Genomic DNA, 22,739 nt, shown 5'->3' with positions numbered 1-22,739 from the left:
ATAAAACAGTACACAGTTTCCTGTAATGGTGATGATGCGCTGTACCCTACATAAGAAAAAAGAAAGAGGAATTATCATGTCTTTGAAAATTGGAAGAAACGATCCATGCTGGTGTGGAAGCGGAAAAAAATATAAAAAATGCCATGAGGCATTTGATGAAAAAATGGAAATAATGAAGCAGAAAGGATATGCAGTGATCGATCATGATCTGATCAAAACACCCGAACAGATCGCGAAAATAAAAGAAAGCTGCAAAATCAATATCGCAGTTCTTGATTATGTGGAAGAGCATATTAAACCAGGTGTATCCACTGAAGAGATTGACAGATGGGTACATGAAGAGACTGTACGGCATGGGGGAATCCCGGCACCGTTAAATTACGAAGGATTTCCAAAGAGCGTGTGTACTTCTGTAAATGAAGTGGTATGCCATGGAATCCCGGATGAAGAGCAGATTCTGAAAGAGGGAGATATTATCAATGTTGATGTATCTACAATATATAATGGTTATTATTCTGACTCGTCCAGAATGTTCTGCATCGGTAAAGTGAGTCCGGAGAAAGAAAAACTTGTCAAGGTCACAAAAGAATGTGTTGAGATTGGTATTTCTCAGGTGAAACCATGGACTCCGATTGGAAATATGGGAAGTGCAGTTCATAAACATGCAGTAGAAAACGGATATTCTGTAGTCAGAGAAATCGGTGGACATGGTGTGGGAGTTGAGTTCCATGAAGATCCATGGGTAAGCTTTGTTTCTGAAGAGAATACAGGTGTCCTGATGGTTCCGGGTATGATGTTTACCATAGAGCCGATGGTAAATATGGGAAGCGATGAAATTTATACGGATGAGATTGACGAGTGGACAGTTCGTACAGAGGACGGACTTCCTTCAGCCCAGTGGGAAGTAACTGTTCTGGTTACGGAAACAGGATGTGAAGTAATCTGCTGGTAAAAAATTTGCAAAAAGTATTGCAATACATCAGGCTATATAGTATAATCACAACTGTTGTGAAAAAAGATGGTCCTCTGTTACAGGATATGTATTAAGAACATCCATATAAGAATAGGAGAAAAATACAATGAACGAAATTATCAAAAACATCGAAGCAGCTCAGTTAAAAGCTGAAGTACCGGCATTCAACACAGGTGATACTGTAAGAGTACACGCACTGATCAAAGAAGGAAACCGTGAACGTGTTCAGGTTTTTGAAGGAACAGTTCTCAAGAAACAGGGCGGAAGCAACAGAGCTACATTTACTGTAAGAAAGAGCTCTAACGGAGTAGGCGTTGAGAAAACATGGCCGCTTCATTCCCCACATGTAGTAAAAGTAGAAGTTATCCGTCGTGGTAAAGTACGTCGTGCGAAACTGAACTACTTAAGAGATCGTGTAGGTAAAGCAGCTAAGGTTAAAGAGCTTGTTAAATAATTTCATGAATTAGCAGAAGAAGGGACAATAACTTGTGTATTGTCCCTCTTTTTCCATCTGTCAGGAGATTTGGATGAATATCAGAAAATGGAAAGATAGTCCGGCACTGAAAGAGACCAGAGATATGCTGGAAACAAAACTTGAAGATAAAAAAGTCCGGGGAATCCTTAACTGGATATTTCAGATAGCGGTAGTGCTCATTTTTGGCATTCTGGCGGGAATTGCGCTGTTTCAATCAGTGACTGTACAGGAGAGTGCCATGGAGCCCACACTGCAGGTTGGAGAACGCTTTTTTGTAAACAGGGCTGTTTATAAAGTATCCTCACCTGAACGGGGAGATATCATTGTATATAAAACCAGTGGAAGTGATGATGCGGCTCTGCATATCGGCCGCGTGATCGGTCTGCCCGGTGAGACTGTACAGATATCCAACGGAGCAGTATTGATCAACGGAGAAGTATATAATGAAAATAAGAATTTTCCTGAAATCAGTAATGCGGGATTGGCATCCGATGGAGTGTCTCTGGAAAGCGGTGAGTATTTTGTACTTGGCGATAACAGAAATAACAGTGAGGACAGCCGGTATGGTGATATCGGAAATATCAATAAGAAATATATTGTGGGAAAGGTATGGTTTGTCATTTCCCCGAAAGATAAATTTGGATTTTTGAAAGGTTAGGTGTATATGAACGTACAGTGGTACCCTGGTCATATGACCAAGGCAAAGAGACAGATGCAGGAGGACATTAAGCTGATCGATCTGATCATTGAACTTGTGGATGCCCGCGTACCTCTTTCGAGCAGAAACCCGGATATCGATGAACTGGGAAAAAATAAATCCAGACTGATTCTTCTTAATAAATCAGATCTGGCTGACGAGCGCCAGAATGAAGCCTGGAAAACTTATTTTCAGGCAAAGGGATTTTATGTTGTAAAAGTAGATTCCAGAAATGGTTCTGGAATGAAAGCAATCAATAATGTGATTCAGGAAGCATGTAAGGAAAAGATAGAAAGAGACAGACGCCGCGGTATTAAAAACCGTCCGATCCGCGCTATGGTAGTGGGAATCCCGAATGTAGGAAAATCTACATTTATCAATACCTTTGCAGGACGGGCCTGTGCAAAGACCGGAAACAAGCCGGGAGTTACGAAAGGAAAACAGTGGATCCGTCTGAATAAGGGAGTAGAACTTTTGGACACTCCTGGTATTTTGTGGCCGAAATTTGAAGACCAGCAGGTGGGAATCCGTCTGGCATGTGTAGGTTCTATCAAAGATGACATTCTGAATATGGAGGAACTGGCACTCTGGCTGATCGATTATCTGCGCGAAAATTATAAAGGGATTCTGGCAGAGAGATATCAGATCACAGAGGAGGGAACTTCTGTGGAAGTTCTGGAGGCGATTGCCAGAGCCAGAGGGTGTCTGAAAAAGCAGGAAGAGCTGGATTATGCCAAAGCTTCGCTGATACTGTTTGATGATTTCCGTTCCGGAAAAATGGGGCGGATCACATTGGAGTGGGCGCCATTATGAAAACAATAACTGAGATTAAAGCCGAGTTTGCTGCAGCAGATATGAGCAGCTACCCGGCTTTATATGAAATTTATAAAGAAGATACAAGAAGTGGTGTGCAAAAGCTGATCGCACAGTGCCGCAAAAAGGAAGCAGCTCTGGAAGCGGAGAAGCAGCGTATTGAAAATATGAAGGTATATGAGCATAAATATGAACATCTTGGTTATTTATGCGGAATTGATGAAGTGGGAAGAGGCCCCCTTGCAGGCCCGGTTGTGGCATGTGCAGTAATTCTGCCACAGGACAGCCGGATCCTTTATCTGAACGATTCCAAGAAACTCAGTGCTTCCAAAAGAGAAGAACTGTATGATGTGATTATGAGGGAAGCGGTTTCAGTAGGAATCGGTATGCGCAGCCCGGAGCGTATTGATGAGATCAATATCCTTCAGGCTACTTATGAGGCAATGCGGGAGGCGGTAAGTAAACTGGAAGTGGTTCCTCAGCTTCTTCTCAATGATGCAGTCACGATTCCTCAGATCACCATTCCGCAGGTTCCCATTATTAAGGGAGATGCAAAGAGTGTTTCCATTGCAGCAGCAAGTATTGTTGCAAAAGTGACAAGGGACAGAATGATGGAAGAATATGATAAAGTGTTCCCGGAATATGGCTTTGCATCAAATAAGGGATATGGTTCTGCCGATCATATTGCGGCACTGAAAAAATACGGAGAAACCCCGATCCACAGAAAGACCTTTATTACACATTTCATATAAACAGTCGCAAAAGGGTTACTATCCTTCAGTACACAGCAATACACTGAGTGATGCACAGTAACAACAAAAGATGCCTACATATAATATAAAAAGAAATGGATGGAAGAATTTGCATAAAAATACCCGGTCTACCGGAAGCTGTTACGAACGAAAAGCTGCTGATTATCTGAAACAGCAGGGATTATTTATTCTGAGATATAATTACAGATGCAGATTTGGAGAAATCGATCTGATTGCCAGAGATGGAGAATATCTTGTTTTTGTTGAGGTAAAATACAGGAAAGACAATAGTTCCGGTTATTCGCTGGCTGCAGTAAATCCTGCTAAACAGAAAACCATATGTAAGGTGGCAAGGTATTTTCTTACAGTGGAATATCACAATGTGGATATCCCATGCCGTTTCGATGTGGCAGGAATTGACGGGGATGAAATACACTGGGTTAAGAATGCGTTTGAATATATTGCAATCCTCTAATAATTATAGAAACTGCTTTGATGAATAATCTGCCATACAGCAGGAAGGGAATAATGAAATATGAAGATAAAATGGAATAGTGAACAGATTCCAAAGATGAATGTAAAAAACAATAAAGATGTTACATTTCTTACATATCCCGCATATGAAGAAATGAACTGGCTTGTTCATGGATTCAGCACCCGCTTTGGCGGAGCGAGCAGAGGAATCTACAGTTCTATGAACCTGAGTTTTACAAGAGGCGATGAGGAGTCCTGCGTGAAAGAAAATTACAGAAGGATTTCTGATGCTATGGGATTTGATATGAACAGCATCGTTACATCTGATCAGACTCATACCAACAATGTGCGGAAAGTAACAGAGAAAGACCGCGGAAAGGGAATTGTGATCCCGCGTGATTATACAGATACAGATGGAATGATCACAAATGTTCCGGGGCTGGTTCTCGCAACCTTTTATGCGGATTGCGTTCCACTGTATTTTGCTGATCCGGCGAATCACGCGATTGGACTGTCTCATTCGGGATGGAGAGGTACGGTTCAGAAAATCGGTGCAGTTACCATAGAAAAGATGTCTGAAGAGTATGGAAGTAATCCGAAAGATCTGAAAGTGGCCATCGGACCGTCTATCTGTCAGGAGTGTTATGAAGTCAGCGAAGATGTGATTGAAGAATTTGAAAAGGTTTTTGATAAGAAATACCGGAACAAGCTGTTTTACAGAAAAGAAAACGGAAAATATCAGTTAAATCTGTGGATGGCAAACAAGATTATTTTTCTGGAAGCGGGAATCCCGGAAGAAAACATTTCCATGCCAAATCTCTGTACCTGCTGTAATCCTGAGTTTCTCTTTTCTCACAGGGCTTCCCATGGAAAAAGGGGAAATCTTGGGGCTTTTCTTGGCATACGTTCATAAAACCTGAAATTGTTATAAGCACAACAGTGCGAAGTGAGTAATCCTGAATTTGCAGATTAACTGTACAATACGAAAAAGGGGGGGCTGGTTAACAGCTCCCCCTTTTCGTATTCATCTGCCGGAAAAACTATCTGGAATTTACTTTTTCCATAAGAGACATGATCTTTTCGTTGCTGGAACGAACCTTCTCAACGGAAACATCATGATTGATGATATCAATGATGCTCGCAAGATATTTGCTCATATTTGCTTCTACATAATATGGTCTTTCGAGAAGTTCCGGAATGCGGTAATTCAGGTTGGTTGTAATCACTCTGTCAAGCCAGCCTTTCTCGTAATATTCATCAAATTTATCCAGACCGTCTGTGAACAGACCGTAGGTAGTGCATACAAATACTCTCTTTGCGTTGCGTTCCTTTAACTGTTTGGCAACATCCAGCATACTTCCGCCGGAGGAAATCATGTCATCGATAACTACAACATCTTTGCCTTCTACGGAATCTCCGAGGAATTCATGCGCAACAATAGGATTCTTTCCATTGACGATTGTAGAGTAATCACGACGTTTGTAGAACATACCCATATCTACTCCAAGGATGTTGGAGAAATATACAGCTCTTGACATGGCACCTTCATCAGGGCTGATGATCATCAGATGGTCATTGTCAACACGAAGATCCGGCACACTCTTGATCAGAGCTTTTAAAAACTGATAAGTAGGGAAAAAGTTATCAAAACCATTCAGCGGAATAGAGTTCTGGACACGTGGATCATGGGCGTCAAAGGTAATGATATTGGAAACTCCCATATCGCTTAATTCCTTCAGTGCCAGTGCACAGTCCAGAGATTCTCTTTTAGTACGTCTGTGCTGGCGGCCTTCATAAAGGAACGGCATAATTACATTGATACGGTGTGCCTTGCCTGTTGCAGCGGAAATAATTCGTTTAAGATCCTGAAAATGGTTGTCAGGAGACATATGGTTCTCGTGTCCGCATACAGTATAAGATTCACTGTAATTGGTCACATCAACCATAATATAAAGGTCAGTGCCACGAACGGATTCTTTAATATAACCTTTACCTTCACCGGTTCCGAAACGGGGGCATTCACATTCTACAATAAATGATTCTTCGCTGTATCCCTGAGGAATAACACTGAGCTGTTTGCGTTCAACCAGCTCTTTACGGAATTTAACAAGTTTTCTGTCAACTTCTTCTGCAAGTTCTCTGCATCCAAGAGCTGCAATACGGATAGGTGCAACCGGCATGGATTTTTCCAACAATTCTATGTTTGGCATAATACTCCTCCTAAGTAGTGATTTTATACTCAAAAAATAGATTTCAATATAATATATAACATTTGCCCTAAAATACGTCAAGGAATTTATTGATTTTTTCTTTTACAATTGTTATGATATAAAAGATAGTGGATTCTGGGCGCAGGTATATTTTGCCCGGAATTACTGTCATATGATATCAGGAGTAAATGTCAGAAAGTTACTGTGCCTGCACAGTAAATAAATCAGCGGCTCCTGAATGATCGAGAAACAAAATGTGCCGGAAAAGTTTATCCCACACACAATTTCCGGTTACATTCCAATGGAGTAAAATTCATGAAAAAAAATTTACACATAATATCCAGAGTTCTTCCGGACAGTATCGGAGAAGAACTGGAACTGGAACCGGGAGATGCGCTGCTTTCCATTAACGGCCAGCCGGTAGAGGATGTGTTTGATTATCGTTATCTGATGAATGACGAATTTGTTACGCTCCTTATCCGAAAGAAGAATGGCGAGGAATGGGAACTGGAAGTAGAAAAGGAATATGAAGATGATCTTGGCGTGGAGTTTGAGAACAGTCTTATGGATGAGTACCGCTCCTGTTCCAATCACTGTATTTTCTGTTTTATAGACCAGATGCCGCCCGGTATGAGAGAAACTTTATATTTTAAAGATGACGATTCCAGACTGTCATTCCTGCAGGGAAACTATGTTACCCTTACCAATATGAGTGACTATGATCTGGATCGTATTATCAAGTTTCATCTTTCCCCGATTAATGTATCGTTTCAGACTATGAATCCTAAGCTTCGCTGTAAAATGCTCCATAATCGATTTGCCGGAGATGCCCTTGCAAAAGTTGACAGGCTTTATAAAGGTGATGTGACCATGAACGGGCAGATTGTGCTCTGCAAGGGGATTAATGACAGGGATGAACTGGAATACAGTCTGGAAAAACTGTCGGAATATGCGCCTGTACTGCAGAGTGTTTCAATCGTACCTGTAGGCCTTTCCAGGTATCGAAAAGGTCTGTATCCACTGGAATCTTTTGATAAAGAGGATGCAAGGTATCTGATCAGTCAGGTAGAGCGGTGGCAGAAGATCATGGTGAAGAAGCATGGTATTCATTTTGTACATGCTTCGGATGAATGGTATATTCTTGCAGGATATGAACTTCCTGAGGAGGGCAGATATGACGGATACCTTCAGCTGGAGAATGGTGTTGGTATGATGCGTCTGCTTGAAACAGAGGTAAAAGAGAGACTTGAGCAGCTTGAAGGCGATGACAGAGAGGTAAATGCCACTGTTGCAACAGGACGGCTGGCAGCGCCTTATATAGGTAAAATGATAAAACTGGTACAGAAGAAATTTCCGAATGTCCAGGCTGAAGTATATGCAGTAAAGAATAATTTCTTTGGAGAGAAGATCACAGTTTCCGGTCTGATCACAGCTACTGATCTTATGGATCAGCTTGCGCAGAGAAATCTGGGAGAAAAAGTACTGATCCCATGCAATATGCTCAGAAGTGGCGAGGATGTTTTTCTGGATGACCTGACGGTGGAAGATGTCAGACAGGCTCTTAAGACGGAAGTTGTAGTGGTAGATGAACCGGGTGCTGACCTGGTAAACTGTCTGATCGAAGCACCAGACCATAAAAAGATAAGAAGGAGACAGATATATGAGCAAACCGGTAGTAGCGATAGTGGGCAGGCCTAATGTAGGTAAATCCACATTGTTTAATGCGCTGGCAGGTGAGAAGATTTCTATTGTAAAAGATACACCCGGCGTTACAAGAGACAGAATTTATGCAGATGTGACATGGCTGGACAAGACATTTACCATGATCGATACAGGCGGTATTGAGCCGGACAGCAGTGACATCATCCTTTCTCAGATGAGAGAGCAGGCACAGATTGCCATTGATACGGCAGATGTTATCATCTTTATCACAGACGTTCATCAGGGACTGGTGGATTCCGATGCGAAGGTGGCAGATATGCTCCGACGCAGCGGCAAACCGGTTGTCCTTGTTGTGAATAAGGTAGACAGTATCCAGAAATTTATGATGGATGTTTATGAGTTCTATAACCTTGGTATCGGTGAACCGATTCCGATTTCTGCGGCAAACCGTATGGGGCTGGGTGATATGCTGGATGAAGTGGCAAAACATTTCCCTGAGGATGCAGATACAGAAGAAGATGATGAAATCCCGAGAATTGCCATTGTGGGAAAACCAAACGTAGGAAAATCGTCACTGGTAAACAAACTTCTGGGAGAAGACCGTGTGATTGTTTCTGATATTGCCGGAACTACAAGAGATGCGGTAGATACCAGAGTAAAATGGCAGGGAAAGGATTATATCTTTATTGATACTGCTGGACTTCGCCGTAAGGGAAAAGTTAAAGAGGAGATTGAGAGATACAGTGTGATCCGTACAGTGACTGCAGTAGAACGTGCAGATATTGTCATTGTAATGATCGATGCATCAGAGGGTGTTACAGAACAGGATGCCAAGATCGCAGGGATTGCCCACGAAAGAGGAAAGGGTGTTATCATTGCAGTAAATAAATGGGATGCCATTGAAAAGAATGATAAGACTATTTATAAGCACACAAACAGAATCCGCGAGGTTCTGGCATATATGCCATATGCGGAGCTGGTATTTATTTCTGCAAAAACAGGACTCAGGATTTCCAGAATGTTTGAAACGATCGATGCGGTTATCGAAAACCAGACACTGCGAATCCAGACAGGTGTCCTGAATGAAATCCTTTCTGAGGCAGTGGCAATGCAGCAGCCTCCGTCTGACAAGGGAAAACGTCTGAAGATTTACTATATGACACAGGTGGCTGTCAAACCGCCTACATTTGTTATCTTTGTAAATGACAAAGAGCTGATGCATTTCTCTTATACCAGATATCTGGAGAACAAGATCAGGGATGCCTTTGGATTTGCGGGAACATCACTGAAATTCATTATTCGTGAACGAGGTGAAAAAGAATAATCATGGAACGCCTGATTTGTATGGCAATTGGATATGCATGCGGACTTTTTCAGACCGCATACATTTTAGGAAAGATTTATCATATTGATATCCGCAAACAGGGAAGCGGAAATCTGGGTTCTACAAATGTACTGCGTACACTTGGCAAAAAGGCCGGGGCATTGAATCTGTTGTGTGACTGTCTGAAGTGTATTGCGGCCATCCTGATCGTAAGAGCAATATTTGGAAATTCTTATGGAGATATCCTGCCGCTGCTGAGCCTTTATGCAGCAGCTGGGTGTATTCTGGGGCATAATTTTCCGTTTTATCTTAATTTTAAGGGCGGGAAGGGCGTAGCTGCATCTGTAGGACTTGTGATTGCTTTTGACTGGCGGATTTTTGTGATCTGTGCAATTGTATTTTTCGGACTGTTTTTCCTGACACACTATGTTTCTCTGTGTTCGGTAAGTGCATATCTGGCTGCATTTATCAGTATGATCGTATTTGGACAGATGGGTTCTTATCATATGGATTCTTATCATATGATCGAGCTTTATATTGTTATGGGACTCTTGACAGTACTGGCATTTTACAGACATAAAAAGAACATAAAACGGCTTCTTGACGGGACAGAAAGTAAAATTTATTTAAGCAAAAAAAATAAATAAAAAGAGGTATTTATATGGCAAAGATAAGTGTGCTTGGTGCGGGAAGCTGGGGAACTGCCCTGTCTATCCTTCTTTACAATAATGGACACGAGGTGATTCTCTGGTCGGCGCTTGGGGAGGAGATAACAACATTAAGAGAAAAGCGGGAACACGTGAGCAAACTTCCGGGAGTAAAGATTCCTGAACCGATTGATATCACAATAGATCTTGAGAGAAGCCTGCGGGATACAGATGTGGCAATTCTGGCAGTTCCTTCGCCTTATACCAGAAGTACCTGCAAGCGTATGGCGCCTTTTGTAAAAAACGGACAGAAAATTGTAAATGTTGCCAAAGGTGTGGAGGAAAAAACTCTTCTTACTTTAAGCGAGATCATTGAACAGGAACTTCCACAGGCAAATGTGTCTGTGCTTTCCGGCCCAAGCCATGCAGAAGAGGTTGGAAAAGGACTTCCGACTACCTGTGTGGTAAGTTCTCACCAGAGAGAGACAGCAGAATATCTGCAGGGAATCTTTATGAGCCCTGTTTTCAGAGTTTATACCACGCCGGATATGCTGGGAGTGGAGCTTGGCGCAGCGTTAAAGAATGTGATCGCACTGGCGGCCGGAACCGCAGATGGTCTGGGATACGGCGATAATACCAAAGCAGCCCTGATCACAAGAGGAATTGCAGAAATTTCACGTCTGGGTGTTAAAATGGGGGCACGTATGGAAACCTTTTATGGTCTGTCCGGAATCGGAGATCTGATCGTTACCTGTGCCAGTGTCCACAGTCGTAACCGGAAAGCCGGATATCTGATGGGAAAAGGATATACCATGGAGCAGGCAATGGCTGAAGTGAAAATGATCGTGGAAGGCGTCTATTCCGCAAAAGCAGCAAAAGAACTGGCTGAGAAATATGATGTGGAAATGCCGATCATCACAGAAATAAACAAAGTCCTGTTCGAAGGAAAAAGTGCAGCGGAAGCGGTGATCGACCTTATGGTAAGAGATAAGAAAGTGGAGACGCCGATGCTTCCATGGGAAGACGGACAGTAAACTAAGCACGGCAAAGATATCTGACGCAGGACTTCACTCTCTGATGGACTGGATTGTTTGCAGTAATTTATGGAATTGCTATGACTGAGATGTTATAGAAAAACTGTGACTGTTCAGTACTTCGCGGGATAGCTGACTGCTGAATGGTTACGAAAAACTTTCAAATGCATCATTTACGGGAAATTCTATAGACAGAGATGATAAATATGCAAAAAGCAGATGTTATATAAATACATCTGCTTTTTGCATTTGCATGATAAAATATTTTTTAACTACTCTTTATCAGAATGCAATGTCCCTTAAATCCTCGGGAATATGTGAACTGTGAAAATTCTCATTCAGAGTATCGATCAGATCCATGTCTTCCTGTTCGATTGTGAAATCAAAAATATTGCCATTGCTTCTGATGCGGTCAGGATGTACGGATTTGGGAATTACGGAAATTCCTTTCTGAGTAGCCCAGCGCAGACCGATCTGAGCGGGAGTATGGGCGTATTTGGTTCCAAGTACACACATTACATCGTTATCAAGATATGCGCCTCTGGCAAGCGGGGCATATGCCTGTACCTGAATTCCTTTATTCTGGCAATAATCAATCAGCTCTTTCGGATAGCAGAGCGGATGGCATTCAATCTGATTTACTGCAGGTATAATTCCGGAATTGGCTTCCAGCTCTTCCAGATGACGGATTTCAAAATTACTGACACCAATAGAAAGAGCCCGCCCGGATTTCTGGATTTCCTCCAGTACTTTCCAGGTGCTGAGATAACATCCCGGAACCGGCCAGTGGATCAGATACAGATCAACATAATCCAGTTTGAGCCGGTCCAGGCTTCTTTCAAAAGCACCCTGAATGTCTCCCAGACGCTGTGCGGTATTCCATACTTTTGTAGTAATAAAAAGTTCATTTCGCGGTATTCCACAGCTGGCGATTCCCCGTCCTACATTTTCTTCGTTTTTATATACGGAGGCTGTATCAATCAGACGGTATCCTGATTCAACAGCAGAAATAATAGCATTTTCGGCCTCATTTTCCCCGGTGGCTTTGTATACTCCCAGTCCGAGTAAAGGCATCTCTCTGTTTGTATTCAGAAAAACAGTATTATCCAAAACAATTCCTCCAATTCCTATATACACTTTGGGCAAGCTACTTTGCCCGATAATCTTGTCCAAGTATAACATAAAAATGTGTCAGAAGTACATAAAAATTATTAAGTTTTTGCAAGAATACATTGTTAACAATATAACATAACGGTCAAAATATTAACACTTCTTGTGAAAAAAGCTATTTCAAAGCATATATTTCAAAATTTTTTTAGTGATTATTTATGCTAAATGGCTTGCGAAAACGAAAAAAAAGATGTATAATATCAGTAAATTGATAATTTATTGTCATAAAAAAAGACTGAATTTTATAAATTCAGTGTATTTTTCAATAGAAGGGAGCATTTAACCATGCATTTAATCAAAGATGAAAATGGGAATCTTGTCCAGCATGGACATGGACACACCCATGAACACACCCATGAAGATGGTATGACTCATACTCATGAGCATACTCATGGCGAAGGTCATGATCATGGACATTCTCATACAGATCATGCCTGTGATACTGCTCATTGCGGATCCTGCAGTGAAGGTGACTGTAAGAATGAGACACTGGCTCTTCTGACATATATGCTTCAGCACAATGAGCATCATGCTCAGGAACTGGATCAGATGGCTGATAACCTTGCCAAGATGGGAATGGATGCAGCATGTAAGACTATTAAGGAAGCTGTTGCAGATTTTCAGAAAGGCAATATGAGACTTGGACTTGCCTTAACACTTGTTAAAGAAGAGATGAAATAGGAGGCGACATCACATGTGTCTGGCAACTGTATATAAAGAAAGTGACGATTCTGTTATTTTTAAAAATGTTTCCCGTATAGATGTGGATGGGAATAAATTGATTCTCCGTGATATTATGGGAGATGAGAGAGTGGTCGAGGGAACTATTTTAATGGTTGACCTTGCCAACAGTATTGTGAAACTGAAATGTGACTGATATTAAGATAGGGATAAAACACCTTTTGACCTTAACATCATTTTTTATTTATAGAAAGAATACTAAGACAGATTTAGGAGGCACCTGGTTTTATGGCACACGTAATTGCTGTCGCAGGAAAAGGCGGCGTGGGAAAAACAACATTATGCGGAATGCTGATCCAGTACCTGTGTGAAAAGGGTAAAGGGCCGATTCTTGCAGTAGATGCTGATGCAAACTCAAACCTCAATGAGGTTCTTGGCGTAAAGGTAGAGACAACTCTTGGCGATGTGCGTGAAGAAATTGCACGTGCAGAGCTTGCAAAAGAGAATCCAATTCCTACCGGAATGTCTAAGGCTGATTACGCGGAAATGCGTTTTGAAGATGCGCTTGTAGAAGATGATGATTTTGATCTTCTTGTCATGGGCAGAACTCAGGGAAAAGGCTGTTACTGTTATGTTAATGGTCTTCTTCAGACTCAGCTTGCAAAATACCAGAATAATTATCCGTATATTGTTGTAGATAATGAAGCCGGAATGGAACATATCAGCAGAGGTGTTCTTCCGAGCATGCAGACTGCCATTCTGGTCAGCGACTGTTCCAGAAGAGGCGTACAGGCAGTAGGCAGGATTGCAGAACTCATTAAAGAATGTGATATGCATCCTGATACAGTTGGTCTGATCATTAACCGAGCACCGAAAGGAGAATTGAATAAGGGAATTCAGGAAGAGATTGCAAATCAGGGACTGACACTTCTTGGTGTTGTTCCACAGGATGAAACAGTTTATGAATATGACTGTGAAGGACGTCCTACAAGCACACTTCCGGAAGACAACCCTGTCAAGACTGCACTTCGTGCAATCGTTGATAATTTAAAATTATAAGATACACCCCTTGTCGGATGAGAATCCGATGAGGGATGTTTGTGCGCATAGGAAATCTATATATGCAGAGATAAATACAAGTTTACATCTTTATTTTTTAAGTTAAATAACCCATGGGAGGGGATGGGATAGGTTATCACAGTTATCTTTAACGGAGCCAATTCTTCAGATATAGATAACCGGGATTTCCTGCCTGTGGGATTATTAATAAAATAAAAATGTGTATCTTAAAGGAATACACAAACCAGAATTAAAGGAGGTCTATAATGAGTGAATTCAAATTAACTACAGTGGAAGAGTTTGAAGAGGCTACTGCCAGACTTTTGGAGACAGGTGCAAAGGTTGGAGCTGACGCATGGCAGTTCCGTGTAAAAAACCAGACTCCACATTGTAAATTCGGTGAGCAGGGTGTCTGCTGTCGTATCTGTGCTATGGGACCATGTCGTATTACCCCTAAAGCACCAAGAGGTATCTGTGGATGTGACGTCCATGGTATCGTAGGAAGAAACTTCCTGAAATTTACAGCAGCTGGTGCAGCTACTCACTCTGATCACGGTCGTGAAATCTGCCACACATTATATTGTGCAAAAGACGGCGGAAATTATCAGGTAAAAGATCCTGAGAAACTGATCCGTATCGCAAAAGAATGGGGCGTAGAGACAGAAGGAAAAGATATCTATGATCTGGCTCATGAAATGGCTGAGACAGGATTGATGGAATATGGTAAACCATTTGGATATCAGAGATTCCTTGACAGAATGCCTGCAGGACAGAAAGAGAAACTGATTGAAAATGAAATTGCACCACGTGCGATCGACCGTGAGGTTTCCACTTCTTTACATATGGCTCATATGGGATGTTCTTCTCTTCCGGAAGCTCTTGTAAAACAGTCTATCCGCTGCGGTATGGCTGATGGATGGGGCGGTTCCATGATGGGAACAGAGTTCTCTGACGTATTATTCGGAACTCCGAAGCCAATTGACACTGAAGCTAACCTTGGTGTAATGGTTGAAGAGAATGTAAACATCGTTGTACACGGACATGATCCGAGTCTTTCCGAGATGATCTGTGAATATGCAGACAGCAAAGAAATGATCGATTATGCAAAATCTGTAGGAGCAAAAGGAATCACTGTTTCCGGTGTATGCTGTACTTCAAACGAAGTAGCTATGCGTCGCGGTGTTCCGATGGCAGGTAACTTCCTGCAGCAGGAGAATGTAGTACTGACAGGTGCCTGCGAAGCGATCGTAGTAGACGTTCAGTGTATCTTCCCTGCATTAGGACCTTTAAGCAAATGCTTCCATACTAAATTTATCACAACTTCTCCGATCGCTCAGATGCCGGATGCTGAATTTATCAGATTCAATGCTGAGACAGCAGGAGAGAATGCGAAAGCGATCGTTAAGATGGCTATTGATAACTTCAAGAACAGAAAACCTGAACTTGTACATATCCCACAGCTGAAACAGAAAGCTACAGTTGGATATTCCGTAGAAGCAATCGTTAAGGTTCTTGACAGTGTTACAAACTCTCAGGTTGATGAGACAGGAACAACCAAACCATTACTTGAGTGCATCACTTCCGGTGTTATCCGTGGTGCTGTTGCTATGGTTGGATGTAACAATCCTAAGATCCGTCCTGACTATGCACATATTGAACTGATGAAGAAATGTATCGCCAACGATATCGTTATCATTGCATCAGGATGTTCAGCACAGGCAGCTGCAAAAGCAGGTCTTATGGACAAATCTGCAAAAGATCTCTGCGGTGCAGGTCTGAAACGTGTATGTGAACTGGCTGATATCCCACCGGTACTCCATATGGGATCATGCGTAGATATTTCCCGTATGATGATCCTTGCTGCTGAACTTGCAAAAGATTCAGGTCTTCAGATCAATCAGCTTCCTGTAGTTGGATGTGCTCCTGAGTGGATGTCTGAAAAAGCTGTATCCATCGGTAACTATGTAGTAGGTACCGGTATTGATACATTCCTTGGTGTTGATCCATATGCTTCCGGTTCTTCAGAAATGTGCGAACTTCTTACAGAGGGAACAAGAAAATGGACAGGAGCTGCTTATACAGTAGAAACAGATATTGAGAAATTAGTTGATCTGATGATCGAAAGAATCGAAGAGAAGAGAACAGCATTAGGAATCTAATCTGCTGTGATCTTAAAAATGTAATAAAAGGTGGATGACGTAAAATGAAAATAGCAGTTACAGGAAAAGGCGGCGTAGGCAAAACCACTTTTGCAGCAACGCTGGCCAGGTTGTATGCAGCAGAGGGCAGACCGGTACTTGCAGCAGATGTGGATCCGGATGCGAATCTTGGTCTTGCATTAGGCTTTGATGAAGAAACACTGGATTCTATTGTACCAATTTCCAAAATGCGTAAGCTTGTGGAAGAACGTACAGGTGCGACTGCGGGAAATCAGTTCTATCATCTGAATCCGAAAGTAGACGATATCCCGGAGAAATATGGTAAGGTCTGTAATGGCGTGCGTCTCCTTGTCCTGGGAACTGTCGAGACAGGCGGCGGCGGATGTGTATGTCCGGAGCATGTAATGCTGAAACGTATTATTAACAATCTGGTACTGAGAAGAGAAGATGTAGTAATTCTTGATATGGAAGCCGGCCTGGAACATCTCGGCAGAGGAACCACAGAAGGGGTTGACGCATTTATCGTAGTGATCGAACCGGGTGCAAGAAGCGTTCAGACATACAAGAATGTGAAACGTCTGGCAAAGGATCTGGGAGTATCTCAGGTAAAGGTTGTTGCAAACAAGGTACGCAACGAGGATGACGAAAACTTTATCAGAGAACGGATTCCACAGGAAGATCTTTTAGGAATGATTCATTACAATACAGAGGTAATTGATGCGGACAGACAGGGCAAGTCCCCATATGATTTCAGCAAAACAGTTACCGATGAGATCATTAAGATAAAAGAAAAAATAGATCGTCAATAATCTCATATATTAGGAGGTAAACAAAAGTGACTTTATTTGAAAGTGTTTTTGCGGGAAACGATGCGGTTTATGGACTGACAGAGGGTGCCATTAACCAGGCAATTGAAAAATACGGCGCTGACAAAGCAGTCAGCTTCCCTGATACAGCATATTCCTTACCATGCTACTATGCAGTAACAGGAACAAAGGTTGGAACTCTTGCAGAGTTAAAAGATGCTCTTGCAGTAGTAAAAACTCTTATGACAAGAGAGAAGAGAACAAATGACGTATTTATGTCAGGTGTTGCTACAGCTCTCTGCGCAGAATTTATCGAAGTTCTGAAATATATCGACGGAGCAGTTCCTTATGAAGCTCCTTGCTACGGACATCTTGCAGATGCAGTGATCCGTGAACTTGGTGTACCGCTTGTAACAGGCGATATCCCAGGTGTAGCAGTTATCCTTGGAAAAGCTCCTTCCGCTCAGGAAGCAGCAGACCTTGTTAAATCCTATCAGTCTCAGGGTATCCTGATCACTCTGGTTGGTGACGTTATTGACCAGTTAGAGGAAGTTGGATACAAGACAGGTGCTAACGTACGTGTTATCCCGCTTGGAAAAGACGTTACAGCAGTTATCCATGTAGTATCTGTAGCACTTCGTGCAGCTCTTATCTTCGGTAACGTAAAACCAGGTGATGCTGCAACTCTGATGGAATACACAATGAAACGTGTACCTGCATTTGTTAATGCATTTGCACCGTTAAATGATGTGATCGTAGCTTGTGGTGCAGGCGCTATCGCTCTTGGATTCCCGGTTATCACAAACCAGGAAGATGTTGCAAGAGTACCGAAGAGCCTTATCTGCCAGAAAGACATCTCCAAATGGAATGCAACTTCTCTGGAAGCCCGTGACATCAAGATCAAAATTACAAACATTGATATCCCTGTTGCTTTTGCATCTGCATTCGAAGGTGAGATTATCCGTCGTAAAGACATGCAGGTTGAATTTGATGGTTCCCGTGTAGACTGTGCAGAGCTTGTACATACATGTGAACCAAGTGAAGTAGAAGACCACAAGATCACAGTTGTTGGTCCGGAAGTAGACGACATGGAACTTGGCAGCAAGAACAGCATTGCATATGTTGTTAAAGTTGCAGGTAAAAACATGCAGCCTGACTTTGAACCGGTTATCGAGCGTAAGTTCCATAACTACATCAACTGTATCGAAGGTGTATACCATACAGGACAGAGAGATATGCAGAGAATCCGTATCAGCAAAGATGCGTTTGCTGCAGGCTTCAAGATCAAACATATCGGTGAAGTTCTCTATACACAGGTTAAGAACGAATTTGACGCAGTTGTTGATAAATGTGAAGTTACTATTTACACAGATCCTGCTGAGTGTACAAGAATCCGTCATGAAGTTGCTATCCCGATCTTTGAGAAACGTGATGACCGTCTGAATACTCTGACAGACGAATCTGTAGATGTATATTATAGCTGTATCCTCTGCCAGGCATTCTCCCCGTCTCACGTATGTGTTGTTACACCTGAGAGACTTGGACTTTGCGGTGCCGTTTCATGGCTGGATGCAAAAGCTACCAACGAGCTGGATCCGAACGGACCTTGCCAGGTAATTACAAAAGAAAGACCTATTGATGAGAACCTTGGTTCTTATGAAGACGTAGATGAAGCTGTTAAGAAATTCTCCCAGGGTGCATTAGAGCACGTTACACTGTACTCTATCATGCAGGATCCTATGACATCATGCGGATGCTTCGAGTGTATCTGCGGTATCGAGCCATTCTCCAATGGTGTTGTTATCGCTAACCGTGAGTATGCAGGCATGACACCTCTTGGAATGACATTCTCAGAAATGGCATCCATGACAGGTGGTGGTGTTCAGACACCTGGTTTCATGGGACATGGTAAACATTTCATCAGCTCCAAGAAGTTCATGAAGGCAGAAGGCGGTATTGAACGTATCGTATGGATGCCAAAAGAACTGAAAGAGTTTGTTGCTGAGCGTCTTAACAACACAGCAAAAGAACTCTACGGAATTGAAAACTTTACAGATATGATCGGTGATGAAACAATCGCTACTGATCCGGAAACACTGGTTGGATTCCTTACAGAAAAAGGCCATCCGGCATTAGCCCTTGATCCGATGATGTAAAGATGGTGGTTTTTCCGGAGGTATTATGTGAGTCATGCGGAGGCTTTTAATAAGCCTCCGGGTTTAAACGCTCAAAAGCGTATAGATAAAAACCATAGTATATTATGTTCAAAGACGGACAATATTGTGATCGTGTGAAAGTACAGCACTTATATTTCGTAAAGATAAGATATGGATGTAATATATGCTGACCGGTAATATGTGCGGAGTGTATGGCCGGTCAGCGATAAATGTATGAGCAGTTGCTATATTTATAGATACAGTATAAAGATTGTTGCATTTTTAACAAAACATAATATCCTGCCCTTGTCAATAAGTATGATAATGTTGTATACTATATTCGACATAATGTGTAAGTCTGCGAAAAGATACATACACACAGTAATTTTTTTAAGGAGGCCAAAAAAATGCCGTTTAATCAGAAACTTCAGAAATTCAATGCAAAGATTAATACAGTCACCATTGGCAGCGGAGATAAGACTGTAACAATCGGCGGAGACTCTACTTATCCATTCTATTCTTTTGATGCACCATCAGAAAACACACCTAAGATCGGTGTGGAAATCTCTGATATGGGTCTTGAGAATATTGTATCCGAAGGTATCAAAGCATACTATGACGGAGCTTCCACAATCGGAGAAATGGCTAAAAAAGCAGCAGATATGGAAGGTGCTGACTTTGTAGCTCTTATCCTTGAAGGTGGAGATCCGAACGGTGTAAACAAATCTGTTGATGAACTTATCGCAGTTGTAAAAGAAGTTGCTGATGCAATTGATGCACCATTAGTAGTAGAAGGATGCAAGAACGTAGAGAAAGACGCTGAACTTCTTCCGAAAGTAGCAGAAGCTCTTCAGGGAAGAAATGTATTGATCCTTTCTGAAAAAGAAGAAAACTACAAAGCAATCGGTGCTGCAGCAGGACTTGCTTACGATCAGATCGTAGGTGCAGAATCTGCCGTAGATATCAACCTTGCTAAACAGCTTAACGTTGTAACTACTCAGTTAGGCGTTAACGCACAGAAGATCGTTATGAATATCGGTAGTGCTGCTGCCGGATATGGATATGAGTACGTTGTATCTACAATGGACCGTATCAAAGGTGCAGCTTTATCTCAGAATGATAACATGCTGCAGATGCCTATCATTACACCGGTATCCGCTGAGACATGGGGCGTAAAAGAAGCTACAGCTTCTGAAGCTGATATGCCTGAATGGGGACCGGAAGAAGAGCGTGGAATCGATATGGAAGTTATGACAGCTGCTGCTGACCTTGCAGCCGGATCTGATGCAGTCATCTTAAGACATCCGGAAGCTGTTGCAGCTATTTCCAGAATGATCAAAGCACTTGCGTAATTGAATAGGAGGAACAAATAAAATGGCACTGAATGGTATTCAGATCTTTAAATTAACACCAAAGAAAAACTGTAAGGAATGCGGATGCCCAACATGTATGGCTTTCTCTATGAAGGTTGCTCAGGGCGCTATGAAAATCGAACAATGTCCGCATATGTCTGATGAAGCTTTAGCATCTCTTTCCGAGGCAACTGCTCCGCCAATGAAGACAATCAAAATTGGTACTGGTGCAGAAGAACATAGTCTGGGTGGAGAAACAGTATTATTCAGACACGAAAAAACATTTGTAAGCAAGCCAAGATATGCAGTAGCTCTGTGCACATGCATGGATGATGCTACAGTAGAGGCAAAACTTGCAGAGATCCCGAAGGTAGATTATGACCGTATCGGTGAAAGAATGTATGCTGAACTTGTATATGTAAACTGTGGCGAAGGTGCAGATGCAGCTAAATATACAGCACTTGTAGAAAAAGCAGCAGGTCTTGGAAGAACTTTAGTTCTTGAATGCAAAGATCCTGAAATCGCAAAGGCAGCTCTTGCAGTATGCAAAGACAGCAAACCGGTCTTAAACGGTGCAGATGCTTCCAACTATGAAGCAATGAACGCAGTTGCTACAGAAGCAGGTGTTGTTCTCGGTGTATCCGGTAAAGACTTAAATGAATTATATGATACAACAGCAGCTCTTGAAAAACTTGGAAACAAGAACCTTGTTCTTGATACAACAGGCGCTGACATCAAAGAAACCTTTGCAAACACTGTACAGGTTCGTCGTGCAGCTCTGAAAGATCAGGACAGAACATTTGGTTATCCATCTATCGTAAACCTTGTTAAGATTGCAAAAGGTGACCTTCACTTACAGGCAGCTTTAGCATCTATGTTTACAATGAAATATGGTTCCATCATCGTTATGGAGCAGATGACATATGCAGAAGCTCTTCCATTATATGGTCTGCGTCAGAACGTTTATACTGACCCGCAGAAACCAATGAAAGTTGAGCCAGGCATCTATCCGTTAAATGGTGCTGATGAGAATGCGGTAGTAGTTACTACTGTAGACTTCGCTCTTACATATTTCGTTGTATCCGGCGAGCTGGAGCGTTCCGGTGTTCCGCTTAACCTGGTAATCAATGATGCAGGCGGACTTTCCGTACTGACATCCTGGGCAGCTGGTAAATTCTCCGGCAACAGCATTTCCGCTTATATCAAAGAAAATGTTGAGCCTAAGGTGAAATCCAGAAAGCTTATTATCCCAGGTAAGGTAGCAGTTCTTAAGGGTGACCTTGAAGCAAAACTTCCTGGATGGGAAATCATCGTTGGACCAAGAGAAGCTGTACAGCTTGTTAAATTCTTAAAGGATATGCAGGCAGACGGTCAGATCTGATGGGATTAACATGCCGGGCCGGGCATCTGTCCGGTCTGGCGTTTAATGAGAAGCATACAGGTTTTATCCTGTGTAAATAAATAAAAAGGAGAACACGGTTATGGCAAAATTTGTAACAATCGGAGAAAGACTTTCCACTACTGCACCTGCAGTAAACAAAGCATTTACAGAAAGAGATCCAGAGCCGATCATCAAAAGAGCAAAACAGCAGCTTGATGCTGGCGCAACTTACCTTGATGTAAATATCGGACCTGCTGAGAACGACGGAGAAGACCTGATGAAATGGGCTGTACAGCTCCTTCAGTCAGAATTCGACAATGTTCCGCTTGCACTGGATACAACAAATAAGAAAGCTATTGAAGCTGGTATTTCTGTATACAACAGAGCAAAAGGAAAACCGATCGTTAACTCCGCTGATGCTGGTGACAGAATCACAAACATTGACCTTGCAGCAGCAAACGATGCCATCTGTATCGCACTTTGCTCTTCCGGTATGGTAGCAGCAGACAATGATGAACGTATGATGCACTGCCAGAACATGCTTGAAAGAGGTATGTCTCTTGGTATGGAAGCTGAAGATCTCTGGTTTGACCCGTTATTCCTGGTTGTAAAAGGAATGCAGGACAAACAGATGGAAGTTCTTGAAGCAATCAAAATGTTCTCTGATATGGGACTGAACTCCACAGGTGGTCTTTCCAATAACAGTAACGGTATGCCGAAACATATCCGTCCGATCATGGACTCTGCTCTTGTAGCAATGGCTATGATGAATGGTCTTACATCTGCGATCGTTAACCCTAACGACCTTCGTCTGATGGAAACTATTAAATCCTGTGATGTATTCAAAGGCAATACACTGTATGCAGATTCCTATCTGGAAATCTAATCAGTATTTCTGATAAAGCGTATTTGAA

At 42.2% G+C, this 22,739-nt stretch carries 22 protein-coding genes; 20 read left to right on the top strand and 2 right to left on the bottom strand.

Annotation, left to right across the window (positions count from 1 at the left end):
• The first annotated feature begins 76 nt into the window (after positions 1-76).
• The 7 genes from I4V44_RS13400 (at position 77) to pgeF (ending at position 5,097) form a co-directional block, all read left to right on the top strand.
• Positions 77-952: a methionyl aminopeptidase gene (locus I4V44_RS13400; RefSeq protein WP_008703912.1), complete on the top strand. Its 876-nt coding sequence runs from the start codon at positions 77-79 to the stop codon at positions 950-952.
• Positions 953-1,079: 127 nt separating this feature from the next.
• Complete coding sequence (gene rplS, locus I4V44_RS13395; protein ID WP_008703911.1) at positions 1,080-1,427, top strand: 50S ribosomal protein L19; 348 nt, start codon at positions 1,080-1,082, stop codon at positions 1,425-1,427.
• Positions 1,428-1,500: 73 nt separating this feature from the next.
• Positions 1,501-2,106, top strand: coding sequence for a signal peptidase I (lepB, locus tag I4V44_RS13390; protein ID WP_022380756.1), 606 nt, complete (start codon positions 1,501-1,503; stop codon positions 2,104-2,106).
• Between the two features lie 6 nt (positions 2,107-2,112).
• Positions 2,113-2,958 (top strand): ribosome biogenesis GTPase YlqF, encoded by an 846-nt coding sequence (gene ylqF / locus I4V44_RS13385; RefSeq protein WP_020994042.1) that lies wholly within the window; start codon positions 2,113-2,115, stop codon positions 2,956-2,958.
• Positions 2,955-3,710 carry a ribonuclease HII gene (locus I4V44_RS13380; protein ID WP_196002840.1) on the top strand — a complete coding sequence of 252 codons (756 nt, stop codon included), beginning with the start codon at positions 2,955-2,957 and terminating at the stop codon, positions 3,708-3,710. The genes ylqF and I4V44_RS13380 overlap by 4 nt, the downstream gene beginning before the upstream one ends.
• 109 nt (positions 3,711-3,819) lie before the next feature.
• The gene (locus tag I4V44_RS13375; protein WP_008703904.1) at positions 3,820-4,185 is read left to right on the top strand and encodes a YraN family protein; all 366 of its coding nucleotides are present in this window, start codon (positions 3,820-3,822) and stop codon (positions 4,183-4,185) included.
• 60 nt (positions 4,186-4,245) lie between these two features.
• The gene (pgeF, locus tag I4V44_RS13370; protein ID WP_196002839.1) at positions 4,246-5,097 is read left to right on the top strand and encodes a peptidoglycan editing factor PgeF; all 852 of its coding nucleotides are present in this window, start codon (positions 4,246-4,248) and stop codon (positions 5,095-5,097) included.
• Positions 5,098-5,224: 127 nt separating this feature from the next.
• On the opposite strand, the gene I4V44_RS13365 is transcribed toward pgeF, so the two are convergent.
• Positions 5,225-6,394, bottom strand: a complete 1,170-nt coding sequence (locus I4V44_RS13365) for a ribose-phosphate pyrophosphokinase (protein WP_020994041.1) — start codon at positions 6,392-6,394, stop codon at positions 5,225-5,227.
• A gap of 315 nt (positions 6,395-6,709) precedes the next feature.
• Here I4V44_RS13365 and I4V44_RS13360 point away from each other — a divergent pair, with 315 nt between their 5' ends.
• Genes I4V44_RS13360 through I4V44_RS13345 form a run of 4 tightly spaced genes read left to right on the top strand, consistent with a single transcriptional unit; the run spans position 6,710 to position 11,061 of the window.
• Positions 6,710-8,092 carry a DUF512 domain-containing protein gene (locus I4V44_RS13360; RefSeq protein ID WP_025577072.1) on the top strand — a complete coding sequence of 461 codons (1,383 nt, stop codon included), beginning with the start codon at positions 6,710-6,712 and terminating at the stop codon, positions 8,090-8,092.
• Complete coding sequence (gene der, locus I4V44_RS13355) at positions 8,055-9,380, top strand: ribosome biogenesis GTPase Der (RefSeq protein WP_025577071.1); 1,326 nt, start codon at positions 8,055-8,057, stop codon at positions 9,378-9,380. The genes I4V44_RS13360 and der overlap by 38 nt, the downstream gene beginning before the upstream one ends.
• Before the next feature lie 2 nt (positions 9,381-9,382).
• Entirely contained in the window at positions 9,383-10,027 is a 645-nt protein-coding gene (gene plsY / locus I4V44_RS13350; protein WP_196002838.1) for a glycerol-3-phosphate 1-O-acyltransferase PlsY, read from the top strand.
• A gap of 14 nt (positions 10,028-10,041) precedes the next feature.
• A complete protein-coding gene (locus I4V44_RS13345) occupies positions 10,042-11,061 on the top strand; it encodes an NAD(P)H-dependent glycerol-3-phosphate dehydrogenase (protein WP_118572219.1) in 1,020 nt (339 codons plus the stop codon).
• 282 nt (positions 11,062-11,343) lie between these two features.
• Here I4V44_RS13345 and I4V44_RS13340 read toward each other — a convergent pair whose 3' ends face one another.
• The gene (locus tag I4V44_RS13340) at positions 11,344-12,171 is read right to left on the bottom strand and encodes an aldo/keto reductase (RefSeq protein ID WP_096788350.1); all 828 of its coding nucleotides are present in this window, start codon (positions 12,169-12,171) and stop codon (positions 11,344-11,346) included.
• Between the two features lie 345 nt (positions 12,172-12,516).
• On the opposite strand from I4V44_RS13340, the gene I4V44_RS13335 reads away from it, so the two are divergent.
• From I4V44_RS13335 to acsE, 9 genes are all read left to right on the top strand, one after another.
• Entirely contained in the window at positions 12,517-12,912 is a 396-nt protein-coding gene (locus I4V44_RS13335; RefSeq protein ID WP_008703892.1) for a hypothetical protein, read from the top strand.
• Between the two features lie 13 nt (positions 12,913-12,925).
• Complete coding sequence (locus tag I4V44_RS13330; RefSeq protein WP_008703891.1) at positions 12,926-13,108, top strand: CooT family nickel-binding protein; 183 nt, start codon at positions 12,926-12,928, stop codon at positions 13,106-13,108.
• Positions 13,109-13,200: 92 nt separating this feature from the next.
• Entirely contained in the window at positions 13,201-13,971 is a 771-nt protein-coding gene (locus I4V44_RS13325) for an ATP-binding protein (protein WP_008703890.1), read from the top strand.
• 266 nt (positions 13,972-14,237) lie between these two features.
• Positions 14,238-16,130, top strand: a complete 1,893-nt coding sequence (gene cooS, locus I4V44_RS13320; RefSeq protein WP_118610664.1) for an anaerobic carbon-monoxide dehydrogenase catalytic subunit — start codon at positions 14,238-14,240, stop codon at positions 16,128-16,130.
• 44 nt (positions 16,131-16,174) lie between these two features.
• Positions 16,175-16,939 carry an ATP-binding protein gene (locus tag I4V44_RS13315; protein WP_019161837.1) on the top strand — a complete coding sequence of 255 codons (765 nt, stop codon included), beginning with the start codon at positions 16,175-16,177 and terminating at the stop codon, positions 16,937-16,939.
• A gap of 26 nt (positions 16,940-16,965) precedes the next feature.
• The gene (acsB, locus tag I4V44_RS13310; RefSeq protein ID WP_118331015.1) at positions 16,966-19,092 is read left to right on the top strand and encodes an acetyl-CoA decarbonylase/synthase complex subunit alpha/beta; all 2,127 of its coding nucleotides are present in this window, start codon (positions 16,966-16,968) and stop codon (positions 19,090-19,092) included.
• A 407-nt stretch (positions 19,093-19,499) separates the two neighbouring features.
• The gene (acsD, locus tag I4V44_RS13305; RefSeq protein WP_118633017.1) at positions 19,500-20,444 is read left to right on the top strand and encodes an acetyl-CoA decarbonylase/synthase complex subunit delta; all 945 of its coding nucleotides are present in this window, start codon (positions 19,500-19,502) and stop codon (positions 20,442-20,444) included.
• Between the two features lie 22 nt (positions 20,445-20,466).
• A complete protein-coding gene (gene acsC, locus I4V44_RS13300) occupies positions 20,467-21,825 on the top strand; it encodes an acetyl-CoA decarbonylase/synthase complex subunit gamma (protein WP_118569229.1) in 1,359 nt (452 codons plus the stop codon).
• Positions 21,826-21,925: 100 nt separating this feature from the next.
• The gene (acsE, locus tag I4V44_RS13295) at positions 21,926-22,711 is read left to right on the top strand and encodes a carbon monoxide dehydrogenase/acetyl-CoA synthase methytransferase subunit (protein WP_008703879.1); all 786 of its coding nucleotides are present in this window, start codon (positions 21,926-21,928) and stop codon (positions 22,709-22,711) included.
• Positions 22,712-22,739: the final 28 nt, after the last annotated feature.

Origin of the sequence: Blautia sp. 1001283B150304_161114_C9 (assembly GCF_015668165.1) — a bacterium.
In the GTDB taxonomy this organism is placed as follows: Bacteria; Bacillota; Clostridia; order Lachnospirales; family Lachnospiraceae; genus Blautia_A; species Blautia_A wexlerae.
The sequence above is the reverse complement of the archived record's forward strand: the minus strand, read 5'-3'. Positions and strand labels throughout refer to the sequence as shown.